The sequence below is a fragment of the Vibrio aestuarianus genome, from assembly GCF_028858425.1.
Lineage (GTDB): Bacteria > Pseudomonadota > Gammaproteobacteria > Enterobacterales > Vibrionaceae > Vibrio > Vibrio aestuarianus.
In genome coordinates this window covers 2,268,066-2,288,175 of the sequence record NZ_JAKNYQ010000001.1, presented here as the reverse complement: position 1 = coordinate 2,288,175, position 20,110 = coordinate 2,268,066, and the positions used below count along the sequence as shown (strand labels likewise).

At 42.4% G+C, this 20,110-nt stretch carries 18 protein-coding genes; 13 read left to right on the top strand and 5 right to left on the bottom strand.

From position 1 onward, the window contains the following. The first annotated feature begins 71 nt into the window (after nucleotides 1-71). From MCT08_RS10485 to pyrF, 9 genes are all read left to right on the top strand, one after another. The gene (locus MCT08_RS10485) at nucleotides 72-344 is read left to right on the top strand and encodes an HU family DNA-binding protein (protein WP_053310127.1); all 273 of its coding nucleotides are present in this window, start codon (nucleotides 72-74) and stop codon (nucleotides 342-344) included. A gap of 158 nt (nucleotides 345-502) precedes the next feature. Continuing rightward, nucleotides 503-2,362 (top strand): peptidylprolyl isomerase, encoded by a 1,860-nt coding sequence (gene ppiD / locus MCT08_RS10480; RefSeq protein WP_168522724.1) that lies wholly within the window; start codon nucleotides 503-505, stop codon nucleotides 2,360-2,362. A 139-nt stretch (nucleotides 2,363-2,501) separates the two neighbouring features. Further along, nucleotides 2,502-2,795, top strand: a complete 294-nt coding sequence (locus MCT08_RS10475; RefSeq protein ID WP_168522722.1) for a ComEA family DNA-binding protein — start codon at nucleotides 2,502-2,504, stop codon at nucleotides 2,793-2,795. A 173-nt stretch (nucleotides 2,796-2,968) separates the two neighbouring features. Beyond that, complete coding sequence (gene cmk, locus MCT08_RS10470; protein WP_053310124.1) at nucleotides 2,969-3,649, top strand: (d)CMP kinase; 681 nt, start codon at nucleotides 2,969-2,971, stop codon at nucleotides 3,647-3,649. A gap of 103 nt (nucleotides 3,650-3,752) precedes the next feature. Then, nucleotides 3,753-5,423, top strand: a complete 1,671-nt coding sequence (rpsA, locus tag MCT08_RS10465; RefSeq protein WP_053310123.1) for a 30S ribosomal protein S1 — start codon at nucleotides 3,753-3,755, stop codon at nucleotides 5,421-5,423. Between the two features lie 68 nt (nucleotides 5,424-5,491). After that, nucleotides 5,492-5,788 carry an integration host factor subunit beta gene (gene ihfB, locus MCT08_RS10460; protein WP_168522718.1) on the top strand — a complete coding sequence of 99 codons (297 nt, stop codon included), beginning with the start codon at nucleotides 5,492-5,494 and terminating at the stop codon, nucleotides 5,786-5,788. A 143-nt stretch (nucleotides 5,789-5,931) separates the two neighbouring features. Further along, nucleotides 5,932-6,207, top strand: coding sequence for a LapA family protein (locus tag MCT08_RS10455; RefSeq protein WP_053310121.1), 276 nt, complete (start codon nucleotides 5,932-5,934; stop codon nucleotides 6,205-6,207). A gap of 21 nt (nucleotides 6,208-6,228) precedes the next feature. Further along, on the top strand, nucleotides 6,229-7,398 hold the full coding sequence (gene lapB / locus MCT08_RS10450; RefSeq protein ID WP_053310120.1) for a lipopolysaccharide assembly protein LapB: 1,170 nt from the start codon (nucleotides 6,229-6,231) through the stop codon (nucleotides 7,396-7,398). Between the two features lie 86 nt (nucleotides 7,399-7,484). Beyond that, nucleotides 7,485-8,189 (top strand): orotidine-5'-phosphate decarboxylase, encoded by a 705-nt coding sequence (pyrF, locus tag MCT08_RS10445; protein WP_274678379.1) that lies wholly within the window; start codon nucleotides 7,485-7,487, stop codon nucleotides 8,187-8,189. A 131-nt stretch (nucleotides 8,190-8,320) separates the two neighbouring features. Here the strand turns inward: pyrF and miaE are convergent, their stop codons facing one another. Further along, entirely contained in the window at nucleotides 8,321-9,097 is a 777-nt protein-coding gene (gene miaE, locus MCT08_RS10440) for a tRNA isopentenyl-2-thiomethyl-A-37 hydroxylase MiaE (RefSeq protein WP_176245913.1), read from the bottom strand. A gap of 66 nt (nucleotides 9,098-9,163) precedes the next feature. Next, nucleotides 9,164-9,928, bottom strand: coding sequence for a DNA repair protein (locus MCT08_RS10435; protein ID WP_168522710.1), 765 nt, complete (start codon nucleotides 9,926-9,928; stop codon nucleotides 9,164-9,166). A gap of 300 nt (nucleotides 9,929-10,228) precedes the next feature. Between MCT08_RS10435 and cysB the strand changes: the two genes are divergently transcribed. Together cysB and MCT08_RS10425 are read left to right on the top strand one after the other, a co-directional pair. Next, nucleotides 10,229-11,203, top strand: coding sequence for an HTH-type transcriptional regulator CysB (gene cysB / locus MCT08_RS10430; protein ID WP_053310115.1), 975 nt, complete (start codon nucleotides 10,229-10,231; stop codon nucleotides 11,201-11,203). A 91-nt stretch (nucleotides 11,204-11,294) separates the two neighbouring features. Further along, nucleotides 11,295-12,494, top strand: a complete 1,200-nt coding sequence (locus MCT08_RS10425) for a methyltransferase (protein WP_274674527.1) — start codon at nucleotides 11,295-11,297, stop codon at nucleotides 12,492-12,494. A 74-nt stretch (nucleotides 12,495-12,568) separates the two neighbouring features. Here MCT08_RS10425 and ald read toward each other — a convergent pair whose 3' ends face one another. Next, nucleotides 12,569-13,693: an alanine dehydrogenase gene (gene ald / locus MCT08_RS10420; protein ID WP_171980311.1), complete on the bottom strand. Its 1,125-nt coding sequence runs from the start codon at nucleotides 13,691-13,693 to the stop codon at nucleotides 12,569-12,571. 156 nt (nucleotides 13,694-13,849) lie between these two features. On the opposite strand from ald, the gene lrp reads away from it, so the two are divergent. Together lrp and MCT08_RS10410 are read left to right on the top strand one after the other, a co-directional pair. Then, nucleotides 13,850-14,344: a leucine-responsive transcriptional regulator Lrp gene (gene lrp / locus MCT08_RS10415; protein WP_053310112.1), complete on the top strand. Its 495-nt coding sequence runs from the start codon at nucleotides 13,850-13,852 to the stop codon at nucleotides 14,342-14,344. A 178-nt stretch (nucleotides 14,345-14,522) separates the two neighbouring features. Further along, complete coding sequence (locus MCT08_RS10410) at nucleotides 14,523-17,393, top strand: DNA translocase FtsK (RefSeq protein WP_274678378.1); 2,871 nt, start codon at nucleotides 14,523-14,525, stop codon at nucleotides 17,391-17,393. Nucleotides 17,394-17,517: 124 nt separating this feature from the next. Here MCT08_RS10410 and dsbB read toward each other — a convergent pair whose 3' ends face one another. Beyond that, nucleotides 17,518-18,039, bottom strand: coding sequence for a disulfide bond formation protein DsbB (gene dsbB, locus MCT08_RS10405; RefSeq protein ID WP_176245916.1), 522 nt, complete (start codon nucleotides 18,037-18,039; stop codon nucleotides 17,518-17,520). Nucleotides 18,040-18,123: 84 nt separating this feature from the next. Next, nucleotides 18,124-19,716 (bottom strand): Na(+)/H(+) antiporter NhaB, encoded by a 1,593-nt coding sequence (gene nhaB / locus MCT08_RS10400; protein WP_171980308.1) that lies wholly within the window; start codon nucleotides 19,714-19,716, stop codon nucleotides 18,124-18,126. Nucleotides 19,717-20,110: the final 394 nt, after the last annotated feature.

Genomic DNA, 20,110 nt, shown 5'->3' with positions numbered 1-20,110 from the left:
GTTTAGGAACTTAATGGAACGGAAAAGTCACCATTAAAAAATTATAACTGGTGACACTAAGGGGAAACACAGTGAATAAAACACAATTAGTAGAAAAAATCGCAGATAACGCTGACATCTCTAAAGCATCTGCAGGTCGTGCTCTTGATGCATTCATCGAAGCGGTAAGTGGTACTCTTCAGTCTGGTGACCAAGTTGCTCTTGTTGGCTTTGGTACATTTAGTGTTCGTACTCGTGCCGCACGCACAGGTCGTAACCCAAAAACGGGTGAAGAAATTCAAATTGCTGAAGCAAAAGTTCCTGCATTTAAAGCAGGTAAAGCTCTTAAAGACGCTTGTAACTAATCAAAATCGTCTTTTTTTGCCATTGGTAGGCAAAATTAATTCGAACCTTTTGAAATTATGCGCATCCTACTGATGCGCATTTCTTTTTCTGATATTATCGCGCTATTCAAATTTTTAGGCTGAAGTGTGAAGCTTCTTATCCGGAGAGCAGTTAGATTATGATGGATCGATTACGCGAAGGCGTGAACAGCATCGCGGTGAAAATTATTTTAGGAATGATTATTTTATCATTCATCTTCGCAGGTGTAGGTAGTTACCTAGTCAGTGGTAGCAACAATGCTGCAGCAAAAGTTGGCAATACTGAGATTGGTCGTGGAGACTTTGAGCAAGCATATCAAAATGAGCGCAATCGCATGCAGTCCCAATTAGGTGACTACTTTGCTAATTTGTTGGCTGATCCAAGCTATGTAGAGTCTTTCCGTAAATCTGTACTTGACCGTATGATCAACGACCTACTACTTGAGCAGCATGCTCAGTCGTTAGGTTTACGAGTCAGCGATGCTCAGGTTCGTCAAATGATTATTGATATGCCTCAGTTTCAAGTTGACGGAAAATTTGATCAAGAAATCTACCAAGCAGCGCTTCGTCGTGCCGGTTTTTCGCCAGAAAGTTTTGCTGAATATCTACGTCGTGACTTGGTTCGTAACCAACTATTGAGCGCTATTCAAGGCAGTGAGTTTATTCTTCCTGGTGAAATTGATGAGCAAAGTCAACTTATCTCTCAAACACGTAATATTCGTTCGTTAACGCTATCTCTTGATGAGTTTGCTAAAGGAGTAGAATTAACAGAAGAAGACATTGAACAATATTACCAACAGAATCCAGATCGTTACACTCGACCTGAACAGGTGAAAGTTGCGTATATAGAACTTTCGGCTGAACAGTTGAAAGAGCAAATGGCCGTTTCTGAAGAGCAGGCGAAAAAGTATTACCAAGAGCATCTGGATAAGTACTCAACACAAGCTCAACGTAAAGTGAGTCATATTCTGGTACAAGGTGACGATGAAGCCAAAGCGCAAGCAATACTTGATGAACTCAATGCAGGTGCGGATTTTGCGACGTTAGCAAAAGAGAAATCTGAAGATATTGGTAGCGCAGAAGAGGGGGGATCCCTAGGCTGGATTGAACGTGATGTGATGGATCCTGCTTTTGAAGAAGCAGCATTCGCACTTCAAAATGTCGGAGATGTAACAGGTTTAGTTAAATCTGAATTTGGTTACCACATCATTCGTTTAGATGAAGTGAAAGACTCGGTTGCCCAACCTTATGAGCAAGTTGCTTCTGAAATTAAAACAGAGCTAAAAGATCAAAAAGCGGTCGATAAATTCTATGAACTCCAAAGTGAATTAGAAAAAGTAGCGTTTGAATTTCCAGATTCTTTAGATGATGCCGCTAAAGCGATTTCTGCAACCATCCAAACTACTGACTTTATTTCACAACAAGATGCGCCAGAATTGTTGTTGACACCAGCGGTGCTACAAGCGATTTTAAGCCCAGAAGTAAAAGAGGATGGCCTAAATTCTGAGGTGATAGAAGTTGCGCCTGAGCACGTTATTGTGGTTCGTGTTAACGATGCTCGTGAGCAAATGGTACTGCCGTTATCTGAGGTTAAAGAACAAGTGGTTACTCAACTTTCAAAAGTGAAAGGTGAGCAACAGGCAACGGAGTTGGGCGAAAAACTCGTCGCTTCACTACAAAATGGAGATCGATCTCTGCTCGAACAGAACGCTCTGGAATTTGGTGAGGCAGAAATGATTGATCGCAGTTCACCACTTGCTAATACCGTTTTCTCATTACCTAAACCAGTAACGGATAGCGTGATTTACGGGCAAGCAAAAGCGGCAAATGGTGATGTCGTCATTATTGAGCTTGATAAAGTTGAGTCAAAAGTTACACCAGAGTACAACGATCAAATTGGTGCTCAGCTAGAACGAATGGGTAGCCAACAAGACCTTGCGGGAATGCTAAGTATCTTACGTAAGAATACGGATATTGAGTACTATGTTGTGAGCCAATAGTTACTAGCAATGTAACTGATATGAAACTCAAAATGGGCTGCAGATGTAGCCCATTTTAATTTTTGGCTTTATGCATCTGAATGTGTTTTTTAAGTCGTTAGTATAGAGGTGACTGAACTGACAACAAGGAGATACTCAGATGAAATCGAAACTATGGTTACTCGTTTTAAGCTTATTACTGCCACTTACACCTACCTTTGCATCCGAAGAAGTTGCAGACACTTATCAAGGTATAGAAATTACCGTCAATATAAACCAAGCATCCGCCCAAGAGCTCGCTGATTTATTAAAAGGTGTTGGTTTAAAAAAAGCACAAGCGATAGTCGACTATCGAGAGCAAAATGGAGCGTTTAAAACGAAGGAACAACTGAGTCAAGTAAAAGGAATCGGTAATGCCATCGTTCAAAAAAATGAAGACAGAATTTTATTATAGTTTGGCATAAATTAATAATGAGGGGCTATATGAAGAGCTCCTCTTCACTACTTTTTATTGCACTATTTCAGACACATCAACATTCCTTCCTAGCACCTTTACTGGATAAGCACTATAATTTGTCGCCGACAAAAGCGAGCAATGTGTCGCACTAAAACGAATTGGAGTAAATCATGTCCTCTCATACACCGGTTATAACCGTTGATGGACCAAGTGGTGCTGGTAAAGGCACACTTTGTATGTTGTTGGCTAAAAAATTAGGCTTTCATTTATTAGATTCTGGGGCAATATACCGTGTGCTTGCACTCGCCGCTATTCACCACGGAGTTGACACAGAATCAGAAGATGCTCTCGTGCCTTTAGCAACGCATTTGGATGTTCAGTTTTTGGCGGAAGGTGACTTAGTGAAAGTTATCTTGGAAGGTGAAGACGTATCTAAAGAGCTACGCAAAGAAGAAACCGGCATGGCAGCATCAAAAGTAGCGGCTTTACCTCGAGTGCGTGAAGCGTTACTGCGCCGTCAGCGTGCTTTTGCCAAAGAGCAAGGCCTAGTTGCTGATGGGCGTGATATGGGGACCGTTGTATTCCCACAAGCTGAAGTAAAGATATTCTTAGACGCGAGTGCGCAAGAGCGTGCTCAGCGCCGCTTTAAGCAGTTGCAACTCAAGGGCCTAGATGTTAAATTTGACGCCCTTTTAAGCGAAATCCAAGAGCGTGACGATCGAGATCGTAACCGCCCAGTGGCTCCATTACGACCTGCTGAGGATGCGCTATTGCTTGATTCAACTTCAATGTCTATCGACGAAGTTGTAGAAAAAGCATTACAATATACCGAATCTAAGCTAGCAGAATAGTTCTGTTAGGTAAGAGCGTTGGTCGCAAGGATGATGACTGGCGAATTTAATAACCCCATGCGGTAGGATACCCATGGAAGTTTAATTATTGAAGATTAAATAAATGACTGAATCTTTTGCTCAACTCTTTGAAGAGTTTTTAAACGAAACTGAATTTCAACAAGGTACTATCGTTAAAGGTACTGTAGTAGCTATCGAGAACGGTTTCGTTCTTGTAGATGCTGGTCTTAAGTCTGAGTCTGCTATCCCTGCTGAACAATTCAAGAACGCTGCTGGCGAACTTGAAGTTGAAGTTGGTTCTGAAGTAGACGTAGCTCTTGACGCTGTTGAAGATGGTTTCGGTGAAACTCAACTTTCTCGTGAGAAAGCTAAGCGTCACGAAGCTTGGATCGTTCTTGAGAAAGCTTACGAAGAAGCTGAAACTGTTGTTGGTATCATCAACGGTAAAGTTAAAGGCGGTTTCACTGTTGAACTAAACGGTATCCGTGCTTTCCTTCCAGGCTCTCTAGTAGACGTACGTCCTATCCGTGACACTGCTCACCTAGAAAACAAAGAGCTAGAGTTCAAAGTTATCAAGCTAGACCAGAAGCGTAACAACGTTGTTGTTTCTCGTCGTGCTGTTATCGAATCAGAAAGCAGCGTTGAGCGTGACGAACTTCTTGAAACTCTACAAGAAGGAACTGAAGTTAAAGGTATCGTTAAGAACCTTACTGACTACGGTGCATTCGTTGATCTTGGTGGTGTTGACGGTCTTCTACATATCACAGATATGGCATGGAAACGCGTTAAGCACCCATCAGAAATCGTTAACGTTGGTGACGAAATCCTAGTTAAAGTTCTTAAGTTCGATCGTGAGCGTACTCGCGTATCACTAGGTCTTAAGCAACTAGGCGAAGATCCATGGGTAGCAATCGCTAAGCGTTACCCAGAAGGTCACAAACTATCTGGTCGTGTAACGAACCTAACTGACTACGGCTGCTTCGTTGAAATCGAAGAAGGCGTTGAAGGTCTAGTACACGTTTCTGAAATGGATTGGACTAACAAGAACATCCACCCATCTAAAGTTGTTAATGTTGGCGACGAAGTTGAGGTTATGGTTCTTGATATCGACGAAGAGCGTCGTCGTATCTCTCTAGGTCTGAAACAGTGTAAAGCTAACCCATGGCAGTCATTCGCTGAAGCACAAGCTAAAGGCGACAAAGTTACTGGTAAGATCAAGTCTATCACTGACTTCGGTATCTTTATCGGTCTAGACGGCGGCATCGACGGTCTTGTTCACCTATCTGATATCTCTTGGAACGTTGCAGGAGAAGAAGCGGTACGTGATTACAAGAAAGGCGATGAAATCTCTGCAGTTGTTCTAGCAGTAGACGCAGAGCGTGAGCGTATTTCTCTTGGTGTTAAGCAAATGGAAAACGACCCGTTCAATGCATACGTTGCAGATAACAAAAAAGGTACTCTAGTTAACGGTACTGTTACTGCAGTTGACGCGAAAGGTGCTACAATTGAACTTGTAGACGGCGTTGAAGGTTACATCCGTGCTTCTGAAGTATCGCGTGACCGTATTGAAGATGCGTCTCTAATCCTAAGCGTTGGTGATAGCGTTGAAGCGAAATTTACTGGTGTAGACCGTAAGAACCGCGTAATCAACCTATCTATCAAAGCTAAAGATGAAGCTGATGAGCAAGAAGCAATGGCTACTCTGAACAAAACTGATGAAGGTGCGTTCGGTAATGCTATGGCAGATGCATTCAAGGCTGCTAAAGGCGAATAATCTAACTCGCTAGAAGGAGCCGAAAGGCTCCTTTTTTTTCGGTTAGTGCCTACTTTGATAAGCAAGTAATGAGGGAAACTATGACTAAGTCTGAATTGATAGAAAGACTCTGTGCTGAGCAAACGCACCTATCTGCTAAAGAAATTGAAGATGCAGTGAAAGATATTCTTGAACACATGGCATCAACTTTGGAGAGCGGAGAGCGAATTGAAATTCGCGGATTTGGTAGTTTCTCTTTGCACTATCGTGAGCCTCGGGTGGGACGTAACCCTAAAACTGGTGATAAAGTGGTATTAGACGGAAAGTTTGTACCTCATTTTAAACCAGGCAAAGAGTTGCGTGAGCGAGTTAATGAGAGCCTCTAAATTTGTTATTTAGAACCTATTTTGAGAAGCGGCATACAGTTGGGATGCCGTTTTTTTATGATATCTATCTATAGATAGACGTGGTTTGTGAAGTCATTTTCCTGCATAATCAGACCAGATCAATACTGGATAGGTAATGGCTTATGAAAATTATAAAAATCGTTCTCATTGTTGCGCTTTTTTTGATTGCTTTAGCATTAGGTGCACAAAATCAAGTGGTTGTGACTTTTAATTACTTACTCGCTCAAGGTGAATTCCACCTATCTACTTTACTTGGTGTAGTGTTTGTCTCAGGTTTTGCTTTAGCTTGGTTAATTGGCAGTAGCTTTTATTTTAAATCTCAGTTACAGCTGCGAAAGCTAAATAAGCAGCTGAAGAAACAGACGGCTGAAAAAAATGCCGTTACAAGTAAAGCTTAGAATGGAATAAAGGCTGACTTAATGTTAGAAATTCTCTTCTTGTTATTGCCAATAGCAGCCGCTTACGGATGGTATATGGGCAATCGTAGTGCCCAGCAAGACAAGCAGAAGCATTCTCACCAAATATCCCGTCAATATGTTACGGGGCTTAATTTACTGCTTTCTGATCAATCAGATAAAGCGGTTGATCACTTCATTGAACTGCTTCAGGTCGATAATGAAACCATTGATACTCACTTGGCGTTAGGCAACCTATTTCGTTCAAGAGGAGAGGTCGATCGTGCTATTCGTATTCACCAAAATCTGATATCTCGTTCGAGTTTAACCATTGACCAAAAAAATCTCGCTCTGCAACAGTTGGCAAAAGACTATATGGTGTCTGGCTTCCTTGATCGCGCTGAGAGAATTTTTGAGCAGTTAGTGGATGAACCTGAACACCGTGAAGGTGCATTACAGCAACTCGTCGCTATTTATCAACAAACCCGCGAATGGCATAAAGCCATTGATTACGCCTATGATTTGGTGAAATTAGGCCGCAAGAGAATGCGTAGTGTGATTGCTCATTTTTGGTGTGAACTCGCTATGCAAGAAAAAGCAGATGGTAACGATAGCAAGGCGATTCAGAATTTTAAGAAGGCATTAAGCGAAGACCCTAAATGTGTGCGTGCTACCATCTCTTTAGGGAAGTTATACCTTGAGCGTGAAGATTATCAGCATACGATTAAATACATGCAGATGGTTTTAGAGCAAGATATTGATTTTATAGGTGAAATCCTTCCTACTCTAGCAGACTGTTACCACCACATTGGCCAAGAACAGCACTTGGTCGAGTTCTTAAGAGAATGTATAGAAAAAGAAGCGGGTGTATCGGCTGAGTTGATGCTTGCACAGTTAGTTGCACAACATGAAGGCGTTGGTGCAGCTCAAGACTTGCTAACTAGGCAACTCGTAAAAAATCCAACGATGAAAGGCTTTTATCGTTTAATTGATTATCATCTAGCCGATGCTGAAGAGGGAAGAGCTAAAGATAGTTTGTCTACATTGCAGAAACTGGTGGGAGAGCAGCTTAAAGTGAAGCCCCATTATCGGTGTAGAAAATGTGGTTTCTCTACCCATTCTTTATATTGGCACTGTCCTTCTTGTAAAAATTGGGGGTCAATCAAACCCATTCGTGGGCTAGATGGAGAATGATTCATCAGAGTTAATCCGTTAACTCGAAAAAGAATTTGCAGCTAATAAGCTGCTTTTTTTTAGGTTCAATACTGTTAGGAGTAATAATGAAAGACCAGAAAGTGATTGTCGCGTTGGACTATGATAGACAAGATGAAGCTTTAGCATTTGTCGATAAAATCGACCCTAATTCTTGCCGACTAAAAGTAGGTAAGGAGATGTTTACACTGTTTGGTCCAGATTTTGTGCGCGAACTTCATAAGCGTGGTTTTTCAGTATTTTTAGACCTTAAGTTTCATGATATTCCTAATACATGCTCTAAAGCCGTAAGAGCAGCCGCCGAACTTGGTGTATGGATGGTCAATGTTCATGCAAGTGGTGGAGAGAGAATGATGACAGCTTCGCGTGAAATTCTAGAACCTTATGGTAACGATAAGCCATTGTTGATTGCGGTGACGGTCTTAACGAGCATGGAGCAGAGCGATTTGCGTGGTATTGGCATTGATACGACTCCACAAGAACACGTCATGCGACTTGCAAGTCTTACCAAAAACTCAGGCCTAGATGGTGTGGTTTGCTCTGCGCAAGAAGCCACAGTGCTTAAAGGTAGCTTTGGTCATGATTTCAAGCTAATTACTCCTGGGATCCGTCCTGTAGGGGCTGAAGTAGGCGATCAAAAACGCATCATGACACCATATGAGGCTATCAAAGCGGGATCTGACTACTTAGTTATTGGTCGCCCAATCACGCAGTCTGTGCAGCCTGATGCTGTTTTAAAAGCGATCAATGAAAGTCTTTTTCCGCGCGGATGATAATAAAGGGATAAACCGTCGCTAAATTGACTGCTGGCGTAAATTACCGCGACTTTAGTTAATGAAGATTCAAAGTGAAAATTTTATCAGTGATAGCCCTACTTCGGTAGGGCTTATTATTATGCGCTTAATCAGTTTGAAGCGGGACGACCACTGTGAAACTTAAAATCATTATCTATTGTGGTGATCAAATCAGCTTCAACTTGGCCGAAATAATTGACTCGCTCGCTAATATCTTTACCTGCAACTTGCTCTGCTAGCGCTAGGTAATCTTGATAGTGTCTTGCTTCGGAGCGCAATAATGAAATGTAGAATTTTGCAATGTCTTCATCTAAATGCGGAGCAAGTTTTGCAAATCGCTCACAAGAACGGGCCTCAATATAGGCGCCAATAATGAGTTTATCAATCAAGGTATTAGGTTCATGTGTTGTCATATGCGATAGCAGCCCTTTTGCATATCGGCTCGCTGGTATTGACTCATATTCAATGCCACGGGAATGCATAATTTCGAGTACTTGATAGAAGTGGTGAAGCTCTTCTTTAATCAGCAGAACCATTTTGTCGATCAAATCTTGGCTATAAGGAGAGTTTGACTTAGCCATAATCATCTTGGAAATATTACTTTTGCCCTTAAGGGTTTCCATGGAGCCGATATGGCGATAAGCAAAATCTTCATAAGGTTTGAACCAATCTAAGAGGGTAAGTGCACTTTGTTGATCAACAGCGTATTTGCGAATCAGATACATCGCTGATTGCCCAGCCTTCAGCTCACAGAGTAAATGATCGAGAAGAATGATTTTCAAATTGCTGGGTTTACGAGCCTCTTCTACCCATTCATCGGGGGTTTCACATTGCAAAAATTGGTGAATAGGCTCTAATAGGGATTGGATTGTTGTTTTGTTTATCATGTCGTTACTGTGTAAAAAAGGCCGCGTTTGCGACCTTCAAAATTAGAATTAAATCGAGGTGGTATATTACCACTTTTTCTTTTCGCCAAAGAGAGCATCCATATCACTATTTCTCTCTTTGTCTTCCATGACTTGAAGGTCTGCGGCACTTTTAGTTTGGCGGCGTTTCTCTAAATCATCATACATTGACTGCAATTTTTCTCTTGCTTGATTAGAGTAAGCGTCATTTTTGGTACTCAGTACATCCAAACCTTTACGCAATAATTGTATTGCTGTTCCTGGCTGCCCACGCATGATTGAATCATTAGCTCGTTTAAGTACATTTTCAATATTGATGCGAACTTGTATAGTTTCTAGACGCGCATTTTCAGTGACATAAGCCTGAGTTTCAAAGCGTCCTTTATTGTGTTCACTGCGCACCGTATCTCTGAGGCGTTTAACCAACTTCAACATCATCAGGGCTTGCTTATCACTGGTTGGAACTTTGAACGTTGTAGTGTCTCCCCCAGGGTGATTCTCTTGCAAGTTTTTGACCTGTGTTTTCATGTTTTCAATTCGTTGCACTAATTGTTTATTCTTGGGATCCAGTTCATGCATATTAAGCAGAGCATCAAGAATGCGGTTATTGAGGCAAACCAATAAATCCTTACTAAAAGGCATGTGGTGAGCGTTCCCGATAAGATCTTCAGTGGCATCAATAATCGCAATGTAGCGAGTCGATTCCTGCTTTTTTGCTGACTCGACCTTTACTTTGTACTGGAGCATGATGTTGTAGCCAAGGACCAATACCAGTAAAACGGCAACTAGAGCAATGATTAAACCTATATTCATAAAATCCGTATCTTTCTTAGAATTCAGCGGTTGATATTTAAGGATACACGATCCTCAGTTATCACTACACCTTCAAAACGACTATTTTCATTATTCCTGTTTTAAAACGTCAAAACTGCTTTTTATTTATGAGATTGGGCGTTGCTTGGCAAAAATTTAGTCAACTGCACAAAATGCTCTCTTTTTTAGTTAAGTATTGACCTTATAGGCTTTGAATTGAGAGTGTTAAGCGTTATAACTAATTATTATAAACTATGATTGTATGATCTGGATCTTTGATAAGGGATTGCGGGGCCAATAATGAAGTTACAGCAGTTAAAATACATTGTTGAAGTGGTTAATCATAACCTGAATGTTTCAGCAACTGCGGAAAGTCTGTATACCTCTCAGCCGGGTATTAGTAAACAGGTACGTTTGCTTGAAGATGAGTTAGGCATTCAAATATTTGAACGTAGCGGTAAGCACCTTACTCAGGTGACTGGGGCTGGAGAAGAAATTATTCGAATTTCTCAGGAAATCCTTTCGCGTGTCGAGAGCATTAAAGCCGTTGCTGGTGAACATACCCACCCAGAAATGGGCACGCTGAATATCTCCACTACCCACACTCAAGCACGTTATGCTCTACCAGATGTCATCAAAGGCTTTACTGCTCGCTATCCTAAAGTTTCACTACACATGCACCAAGGGACACCAAGTCAGATGTCTGAAGCGGTTGCCAAAGGTACTGCCAACTTTGCTATTGCTACAGAAGCTTTGCACTTATATCAAGACGCCGTCATGTTGCCTTGTTACCATTGGAATCGATCTATTGTTGTACCTAAAGATCATGCTTTAGCCAAAAAAGAGCGCATTTCAATTGAAGACTTGGCAGCCTATCCACTAGTCACTTATGTATTTGGCTTTACCGGGCGCTCAGAGCTAGATACGGCATTTAACCGTGTAGGGTTAACTCCCAAAGTGGTTTTTACCGCAACGGATGCCGATGTAATCAAAACTTATGTTCGCATGGGAATTGGCGTTGGTGTTATCGCAAGTATGGCCATTGATAAAGCAAGTGACAGTGACCTAGTGGCTATTGATGCCAGTCATCTTTTCGGTGCCAGCACAACGAGCATTGGATTCCGACGCGGTACATTCTTGCGCTCTTATATGTTTGATTTTATGGAACGTTTTGCACCTCATCTCACCCGTCCAGTCGTCGAGCGAGCCATCTCTTTGAAATCGAATATAGAGATAGAAGAGATGTTTAAAGATATTGAATTACCGGTTCGTTAAATAGTTCGTTTGTTCGAGATTTCTCTTTTCAATGAGAAACGCTTTCTAATTAATGACTCTCCCCCTAAAATTAGCAACTCTAGGGGGATGAATGCGTACATTATTTAAACAGCTCGATGCTTTCTTAATCGAAAATCAACACTTTTGGCGATTTGAGCCTTTTCATCAGAGTATTGTGCCCGGTTCGCCATGGCATTCATTCAATGAACCTTTAGGTCAGTGGTTAAGCTCTCTGAGCTTTTCACAAATTGAAGCGTTGAAATTGTCGCCAAATGAATTGGTTATTCATTTATCTGAGTTCATTGAAGGGTTAGATCAAGTTCACGCTTCGTTACAACTTCGACCAGCCCGTCGTAGTCATCGAATTATTCGCGATTCCCATCTTGAAACAGGAATTCCAGGCCGAAAATTACAGCAAATTCGTTCGATGAGCGCAGCTTTATTGTATCAGCACCAAGGTACGGAATGGTTGGAATGGTGTTCAGGTAAAGGTTTTTTAGGAAGAATACTGGCAGCTCAATCAAAACAAAAAGTGACAAGCTTTGAGTATCAAATGCCATTATGTGAGGCTGGACAAACCATTGCGGATGCATTTGCTCTGCCGATGCAGTTTATACAAGGAGATGCCTTCCAGCCAGAGGCACTGTGTGCATTTCACCCAGCACAACACGCTGTAGCATTGCATGCTTGCGGTGACCTCCACGTTCGGCTTTTAGAGTATTCAGTAGCGAAAAAACTACCCGCTATTTCATTCTCACCTTGTTGTTACCACCTAATTCAAGCAGCCCTCTACCAAGCGATGTCGAGTGAGGGGCAAGCGTCATCATTAGCACTAAGTCAAAGTGAATTACGTATTCCCCTACAAGAAACGGTAACAGGGGGGGAGAGAGTGCGACGACACCGTCAGCAGGAAATGACGTATCGTTTAGGCTTTGATCTATTTTTGCGACTAGAGTTAGGTTATCAAAATTATTGTCCTGTACCGAGCATCAAAAAATCTCAGTTAGCCGATGGATTTCGCAATTTCTGCCAATGGGCTTGCACGCAAAAGAGTATTGAGTTTCCTGCCGATGTGGATTTAAAACACTATGAAGAAAAGGGAACGGATAGATTCTGGCAGATGGAAAGACTGAGTCTTGTACAGCAAGCCTTTCGTCGCATCATTGAGCTATGGCTAGTGTTGGATAAAGCCATTTATTTGCAAGAGAATGGTTACAAAGTAACGATTGAGCAGTTTTGTGAACGGGAAATCACCCCTAGAAATATACTGGTCCACGCTTTCAAGAAGTAGCAGCTAAAAGAAAGCCAGATGATTAGCCTGACTTTCTATCCATTTTAGCGGAACGCAACTATAAGAGCTCGCGATCAGTTGAACATTGCAATAGCTTCTTCAGGTGCAACATACTCAAGAGAGAAACTCTCGGCAACTTCTTGGCACGTTACTTTTCCATGGATAACATTGAGTCCTTCGAGGAAGCCTTTGTCATCAAGTAATGCTCGTTGATAACCTTTATTCGCCAGTTTTACAATGTAAGGCAGAGTAGCGTTATTTAAAGCAAATGTTGATGTGCGTGCAACGGCACCTGGCATATTGGCAACACAATAGTGCACAACTTCGTCAACGATATAAGTTGGGTCAGCGTGTGTTGTTGCATGAGAAGTTTCGAAACAACCACCTTGGTCAATGGCGACATCGACGACCGCAGAGCCAGGTTTCATGCGAGAAATAAGATCTTTGGTGACAAGCTTAGGTGCCGCTGCCCCCGGAATAAGAACAGCACCGATAACTAAGTCAGCTTCTAGAACATGTTGCTCAATAGCATCTTTTGTAGAATAAACGACTTTTGCACGGCCTTGGAATTCTTCGTCAAGTTTGCGTAATGTATCGACACTACGATCGAGAATGGTGACATCCGCACGTAGGCCAACCGCCATACGCGCAGCATTTGCGCCAACAACCCCACCACCGATAACGACCACTTTAGCAGGTGCTACGCCTGGTACACCGCCCATCAGTAATCCACTGCCACCGTGTGATTTCTCCAAGCATTGTGCACCTGCTTGAATAGACATGCGACCCGCAACTTCAGACATTGGTGCTAATAGTGGTAAGCGACCCATATTATCTGTTACAGTCTCATAGGCTATGCAGACAGCTTTGCTCTTGATTAGCTCTTCAGTTTGTGGAAAATCTGGAGCTAGATGTAAATAGGTAAATAAAATTTGGCCTTCACGGAGCATAGCACGCTCAACAGCCTGAGGTTCTTTAACCTTAACTATCATTTCTGCTTTCTCAAAAACGTCAGAAGCAGTAGGAAGAATGGATGCGCCTACAGCGATGTAATCATCGTCTGAAAAGCCGATGCCGGAACCGGCATTTGTTTCAATAAAGACTTGGTGGCCGTGTGAGATAAGTTCGCGCACGCTCGCGGGAATCATACCCACACGATATTCGTGGTTCTTGATTTCTTTAGGGACTCCAATGATCATCCTAACTCCTTAGATATTTTTGGTTGTTATAACTGCATGTTGGGTTGTTGTTGCGAATTTATGACTAGTATAGATGTGAATGTGTAAAATTTGATACTGAATATTAAAAAGTTGTAGTATATATTTTTGCAAGGAAGTAATAAGGTGGAATAAAAAATGGCAGACAACTATAAAAGGCCGTCCAAGGATCTAGACCGTATCGATCGCAATATTCTTAATGAACTGCAGAAAGATGGTCGTATTTCGAATGTAGAATTGTCTAAACGGGTTGGGTTATCTCCAACGCCTTGTTTAGAGCGTGTACGTCGCTTAGAGCGTCAAGGTTTCATTACCGGTTATACCGCGTTGTTGAATCCTCAATATCTTGATGCTTCGCTTTTGGTATTTGTTGAAATTACGTTGAATCGTGGTGCACCTGATGTTTTTGAGCAGTTTAATACTGCGGTTCAAAAGCTGGATGACATTCAAGAGTGTCATCTTGTTTCTGGTGATTTCGACTACCTGCTGAAAACTCGTGTATCTGACATGGGGGCGTATCGAAAACTGCTAGGCGACACGTTGCTACGTTTACCTGGTGTAAACGACACGCGCACCTACGTCGTAATGGAAGAAGTAAAGCAAACCAACCAATTGGTTATAAAAACTCGATAATGTTTGAATAGTGGTACTTCTTTCCACATTCTGACTTTCGTTAATTGGGTTTTTAACCTTGATAGGTTAAATTACATAACAAACCGAGCGGCTTTTGCCGCTCGGACTGTTTCCACTTAAACCAATCGCTAAATTATTCATCAAATTTACGTATTGGCGCTAATCAGAATCTAGGTTTATGTTCAAAGAGAACCCGAATAAAGTTGAGACTATTGTTAAAACGAGTGAAGAGCCTCAGTCTTCACGTTTGAATGGGTCTCAACGCCTTAAAGAATGCGGACTGATCATCGCTGTCCTTGCCTCTGCACTTCTTTCTGTCGCATTACTTACTTTTAACCCTGCCGACCCATCGTGGTCCCAAACGTCTTGGGGCAGTGATATACAAAACGCTGGTGGAGTTATTGGGGCCTGGGTTGCGGATACGCTGTTCTTCATATTTGGGTCACTGGCTTATCTTATCCCGCCTATTATGATGGTGATTGCTTGGGTTTTTCTACGAAAAAGAGATGCCGATGATCCTTTAGATTTTGTGTTGTGGGGTACGCGCTTACTCGGCCTAACTGTTCTGATTTTAACCAGTTGCGGATTGGCTGATATTAACTTTGATGATATTTGGTATTTCTCTTCGGGTGGTGTTATTGGTGATGTACTGACGAGCCTAGCCTTGCCTACATTAAACTTATTAGGTTCCACGTTAGTATTACTTTTTCTATGGGGAGCAGGTTTTACGCTGCTAACTGGGATCTCTTGGTTAACCATTGTTGAATCGCTAGGAGAGACGAGCATCCGCATGTTCTCATGGCTGCTTAACCGGATTCGTGGTGAGCGAGAAGAGACTATTGAACCTGTTCTCACCGCCGTTGAATTATCTCGTGCTGAACCCACAGTGCTTGACCAAGAGGTAGTGAATGAGCGTGAGTCGACAGTGGAAGGTGCTCAACAGAGTGTTTTAGCAGATGAGGCGCCAAGGCGTTTTAATATTCATATGCCTGAAACCAAAGAACCTGTTGAGTTAACAACACCATCGAATTATATCGAACAACCTGAGTTTGATCGCAGCAAACAACTTAATGCAACGATTGAGGAGCTTGAATCGGTCGCTTTAGAAGATGATGATCTTGTATCTCAATCAGGGCAAGAATCGCCTGATCCCACGTTCATTAATAATACGATGGAAGAGATACCAGCACGGCCGTTGAGATCTGAACCATTGGATCAAGATTCAAATTGGCCTCGGCCTCAGGCAGATACCGAGGTTGACCCGGTATTTAGCTCGGTGGCTGACGTTGAAGTCGAAGTCGATGAACTGCGCGTTGAACCCGTTATTTCAGATTTTGATGTGGTTGATGAAGAAGAAGCACCAAGCGAAGTAGAGTTTATTCACTCTGAGCCTAAACTTATGCCGCCAGCTGCAAGTGTCGAGCAAGAAGATCACGCAGAACAAACCGATAGCGACGTACTTGCTTTTCAAGAAATGGTGGCGTCGGCACAGGCAAATATGGCTGCGCAACAGAATCCATTTTTAATGCAACAAGAAACCAATCTTCCGAAACCTGCCGAGCCAATGCCAACGTTGCAGCTTTTATATCATCCAGAAAAGCGTGAGAACTTTATTGACCGAGATGCATTAGAAGAAATTGCTCGTTTGGTTGAATCCAAGCTCGCTGATTATAAAATTCAGGCGCAGGTTGTGGATATCTTCCCAGGTCCGGTGATTACTCGTTTTGAGTTGGATCTTGCACCAGGGGTTAAGGTCAGCCGTATTTCTAGTTTGTCGATGGACTTAGCGCGTTCTTTGTCTGCGATGGCGGTACGTGTGGTTGAGGTTATTCCTGGTAAACCGTATGTGGGCCTTGAATTACCGAATATGAGCCGTCAGACAGTTTATTTATCAGATGTTATTGATAGCCCGCAATTTAGAGAAGCAAAATCACCAACAACAATTGTATTAGGGCAAGACATTGCTGGTGAAGCTTTGGTGGCCGACTTATCTAAGATGCCTCATGTGCTGGTGGCCGGTACCACGGGTTCAGGTAAATCGGTTGGGGTCAATGTCATGATTCTCAGCATGCTGTATAAAGCAACGCCTGAGGAGGTCCGCTTTATCATGATTGACCCTAAAATGTTGGAGCTATCGGTTTACGAAGGTATTCCTCATCTTCTCTCTGAAGTTGTTACTGATATGAAAGATGCTTCCAATGCGTTGCGTTGGTGTGTGGGTGAAATGGAACGCCGCTACAAGCTCATGTCAGTGCTTGGTGTGCGTAATATTAAAGGTTACAACGATAAACTGAAGATGGCTGCTGAAGCGGGTCACCCAATCCATGACCCTCTTTGGCGAGAAGGTGACAGCATGGATAGCGAACCGCCATTGCTAGAAAAATTGCCGTATATCGTTGTGGTTGTGGATGAATTCGCTGATCTAATGATGGTGGTGGGTAAAAAAGTTGAAGAACTGATTGCTCGCTTAGCGCAAAAGGCTCGAGCGGCTGGTATTCACTTGATCCTAGCGACTCAACGACCATCAGTTGACGTTATTACGGGTTTGATTAAGGCTAACATTCCAACACGTGTTGCTTTTACTGTCTCTACCAAAACAGACTCACGTACTATTCTTGATCAAGGCGGTGCTGAATCGTTATTAGGCATGGGTGATATGCTTTATTTACCTCCGGGTTCAAGCCATACGATTCGCGTGCACGGTGCTTTTGCTTCAGATGATGATGTGCATGCGGTAGTGAATAACTGGAAAGCTCGTGGTAAACCTAATTATATCGAAGAGATCACTCATGGCGATCAAGGCCCAGAAGGTTTGCTACCTGGTGAGAAGATGGAAAGTGATGAAGAAGTCGACCCACTCTTTGATCAAGTGGTGGAACATGTCGTAGAGACGCGTAGAGGCTCAGTTTCGGGTGTTCAACGGCGGTTTAAGATTGGCTATAACCGAGCGGCAAGAATCGTTGAACAGCTAGAAGCTCAAGGAATCGTGAGTGCGCCTGGTCATAATGGCAATCGAGAGGTACTGGCTCCCGCACCATCAAGAGACTAACACTCAGTTTCTCAACGCCTAACTGCGTTTGGTCCATTATTAGGATAGAAAAAGATAAGGGCACTGCAATCCATAGCATCGAATATGGATTGCAGTGCCCTTAAAATTCAGTGACCTAATAAGCTTATCGATTGGTTTTTGCTAGTTGAGCTAATACTATCACCGCTAATACCAATAAATTACCTGCAAAAATAACCACTAACCACTGTGGCATCGAAAGCGATAAAAACTGCCATACAATTTTTGAACAATCTCCATAAGCTTCAAACATCCATGGTGCCCATTGATTCAGTGGCGCCCAGCTGGGGAAAGTAACAAAAAGATCACAAGTAGCGAATGGAGAAGGGTTAAATTGATAGTCTACATGTTGCATTGCTAACGTTAACCCCTTGTAGGCACTCGCTCCCCAAGCGATTAGGCCAACCCAACGTACAAATGGGTTGCTTGGCGCAATAGCCCCGATAACGGCTGCTCCTACAATCCCTAACATCGCAACTCGCTCATAAATACACATAACGCAAGGTGCTAGCATCAATACGTGCTGGAAAAAGAGTGCGCAGAGTTCGAAGAAAACCACAAAAAGCAAAAGTAAAAGCCAAGACTTTCTAGATTGTGAGAAGGACTTGAGGGTGGAAAGAATATTCACTGATATTTCCCTATTGAGAATAAAAAAAGCTCTGAGTTATCAGAGCTTTTTAACTTGGATAAGTTTCATGTTCAACTGAAATTTTTAGTGCCCAATAGAAACTGCGTGCTCCACCGCTTTTGCTGAGTGATGTACTATCCAACCTAAATCATAAAAGTGAGCCGTCATTGGTTCGACTAAGAACACAATTCCCGCTAAGCCTACTAGGGCGAGTACGATAGTGTAGGGCAGAGCCATTAACACCATTCGGCCGTAGGAGAGGCGAATAAGTGGCGCAAGTGCTGAAGTCAACAAAAATAAGAACGCGGCTTGACCATTCGGGGTTGCTACAGAAGGTAAGTTAGTACCGGTATTAATGGCCACAGCCAACACATCGAACTGATCACGCGTGATCATACCTTCAGTAAGTGCTGCTTTAACTTCGTTGATGTATACCGTGCCGACAAATACATTGTCGGAGACCATAGATAGGAGACCATTAGCCACATAGAACAACGCGAGTTGAGTCCCTTTATCTTCAACATGCAGTACTGCATCAATCACAGGTTTGAATAACTCTTGATCAATAATGACGGCTACAATCGAAAAGAAAACGGCGAGTAAGGCTGTAAATGGCAAGGCTTCTTCGAATGCCTTACCTAACGAATGCTCTTCAATAACACCAGTAAACGCTGTTGCAAGAATAATGACCGAAAGTCCAATTAAGCCAACAGCTGCTAAGTGCAGAGCGAGACCAACAATCAACCAAATCGCAATGGCACCTTGAATCCAAAGTTTAGCAACATCTTGATTAGTGCGAGTTTTTCGCTCTTCGGTATCAAAATCGACCAAAATTTTACGGACGTTGTTTGGAAGTTCTGCGCCATAACCAAAAACTTTGAATTTCTCTACTAGTACGCAGGTTAAAATTCCGCAAATAAAGACAGGGACAGTAACTGGAGACATTCGAATGATGAATTCACCAAATAGCCACCCCGCTTGGTCTGCTATGATCAAGTTTTGTGGTTCACCAACCATCGTCATTACACCGCCTAATGCGGTCCCGACACCTGCGTGCATCAGCAATGAGCGAAGAAAAGCGCGGTAATTCTCTAAGTCGTCACGTGTGAGTTCTGATATATGCTCATCCTGCGTGTGGTCGTGTGCAGAGCTTGTACCTTGACCAGAAGCGACTTTATGATAAATCGAATAAAAACCAACTGCGACGCTAATAACAACAGCGATCACGGTTAGAGCATCTAAGAAAGCTGATAAGAAAGCAGCAGCGATACAAAATGCAACCGACAGCATGGGTTTAGATCGAATGCCAAGTAATATCTTGGTGAAGATAAAGAGCAATAACTGCTTCATGAAGTAGATACCAGCGACCATAAATACCAGTAGCAGTAATACTTCAATATTATTGACTAACTCGTGCTTTACTTGTTCAGCACTGGTCATCCCAATAGCAATAGCTTCAATAGCTAATAAGCCACCAGGTTGAAGAGGATAACACTTGAGCGCCATCGCAAGGGTGAAAATAAACTCAACCACTAACAACCAACCGGCAACAAATGGGTTGATCAAGAAAAAGACAATCGGGTTAATAATGAGAAAAGTGATAATGGCAACTTTGTACCAGTCAGGAGCTTTACCAAGAAAGTTCTTGAGAAAAGCGCTTCCGAGGGACATCGGCATGGGTAGTACTCTTACTGTTGATATGAATAGACATCTTCAGCTTATCTAAATTCATGTATTGGCATTATCAAATGTTGTAGTCGTAACCGTCTATTTGACAATGACTTAGTGAAACAATAATTCAAGTGTTGAATAACTGCTTAACTAAGACGCTCCTTGAGTGAGACAAGCAATCCTTACTTCGAACGCCACTCTACCTTGCACGCTTTTTTAGTCAATAAGAAACCGCTTATTGATAAAATACCTACCAACATTTTGGTCAAAAACGCGATCAAAGTAGTGTAAACATGGCTTGAGAATGATGATAAATGTTCATTGAGATACGATTCGAAGTGAAACTAAGTTAATAGCGTGCAAAGAAAGTAAAAAGAGCGAATTTCGCAAGATTAAATTA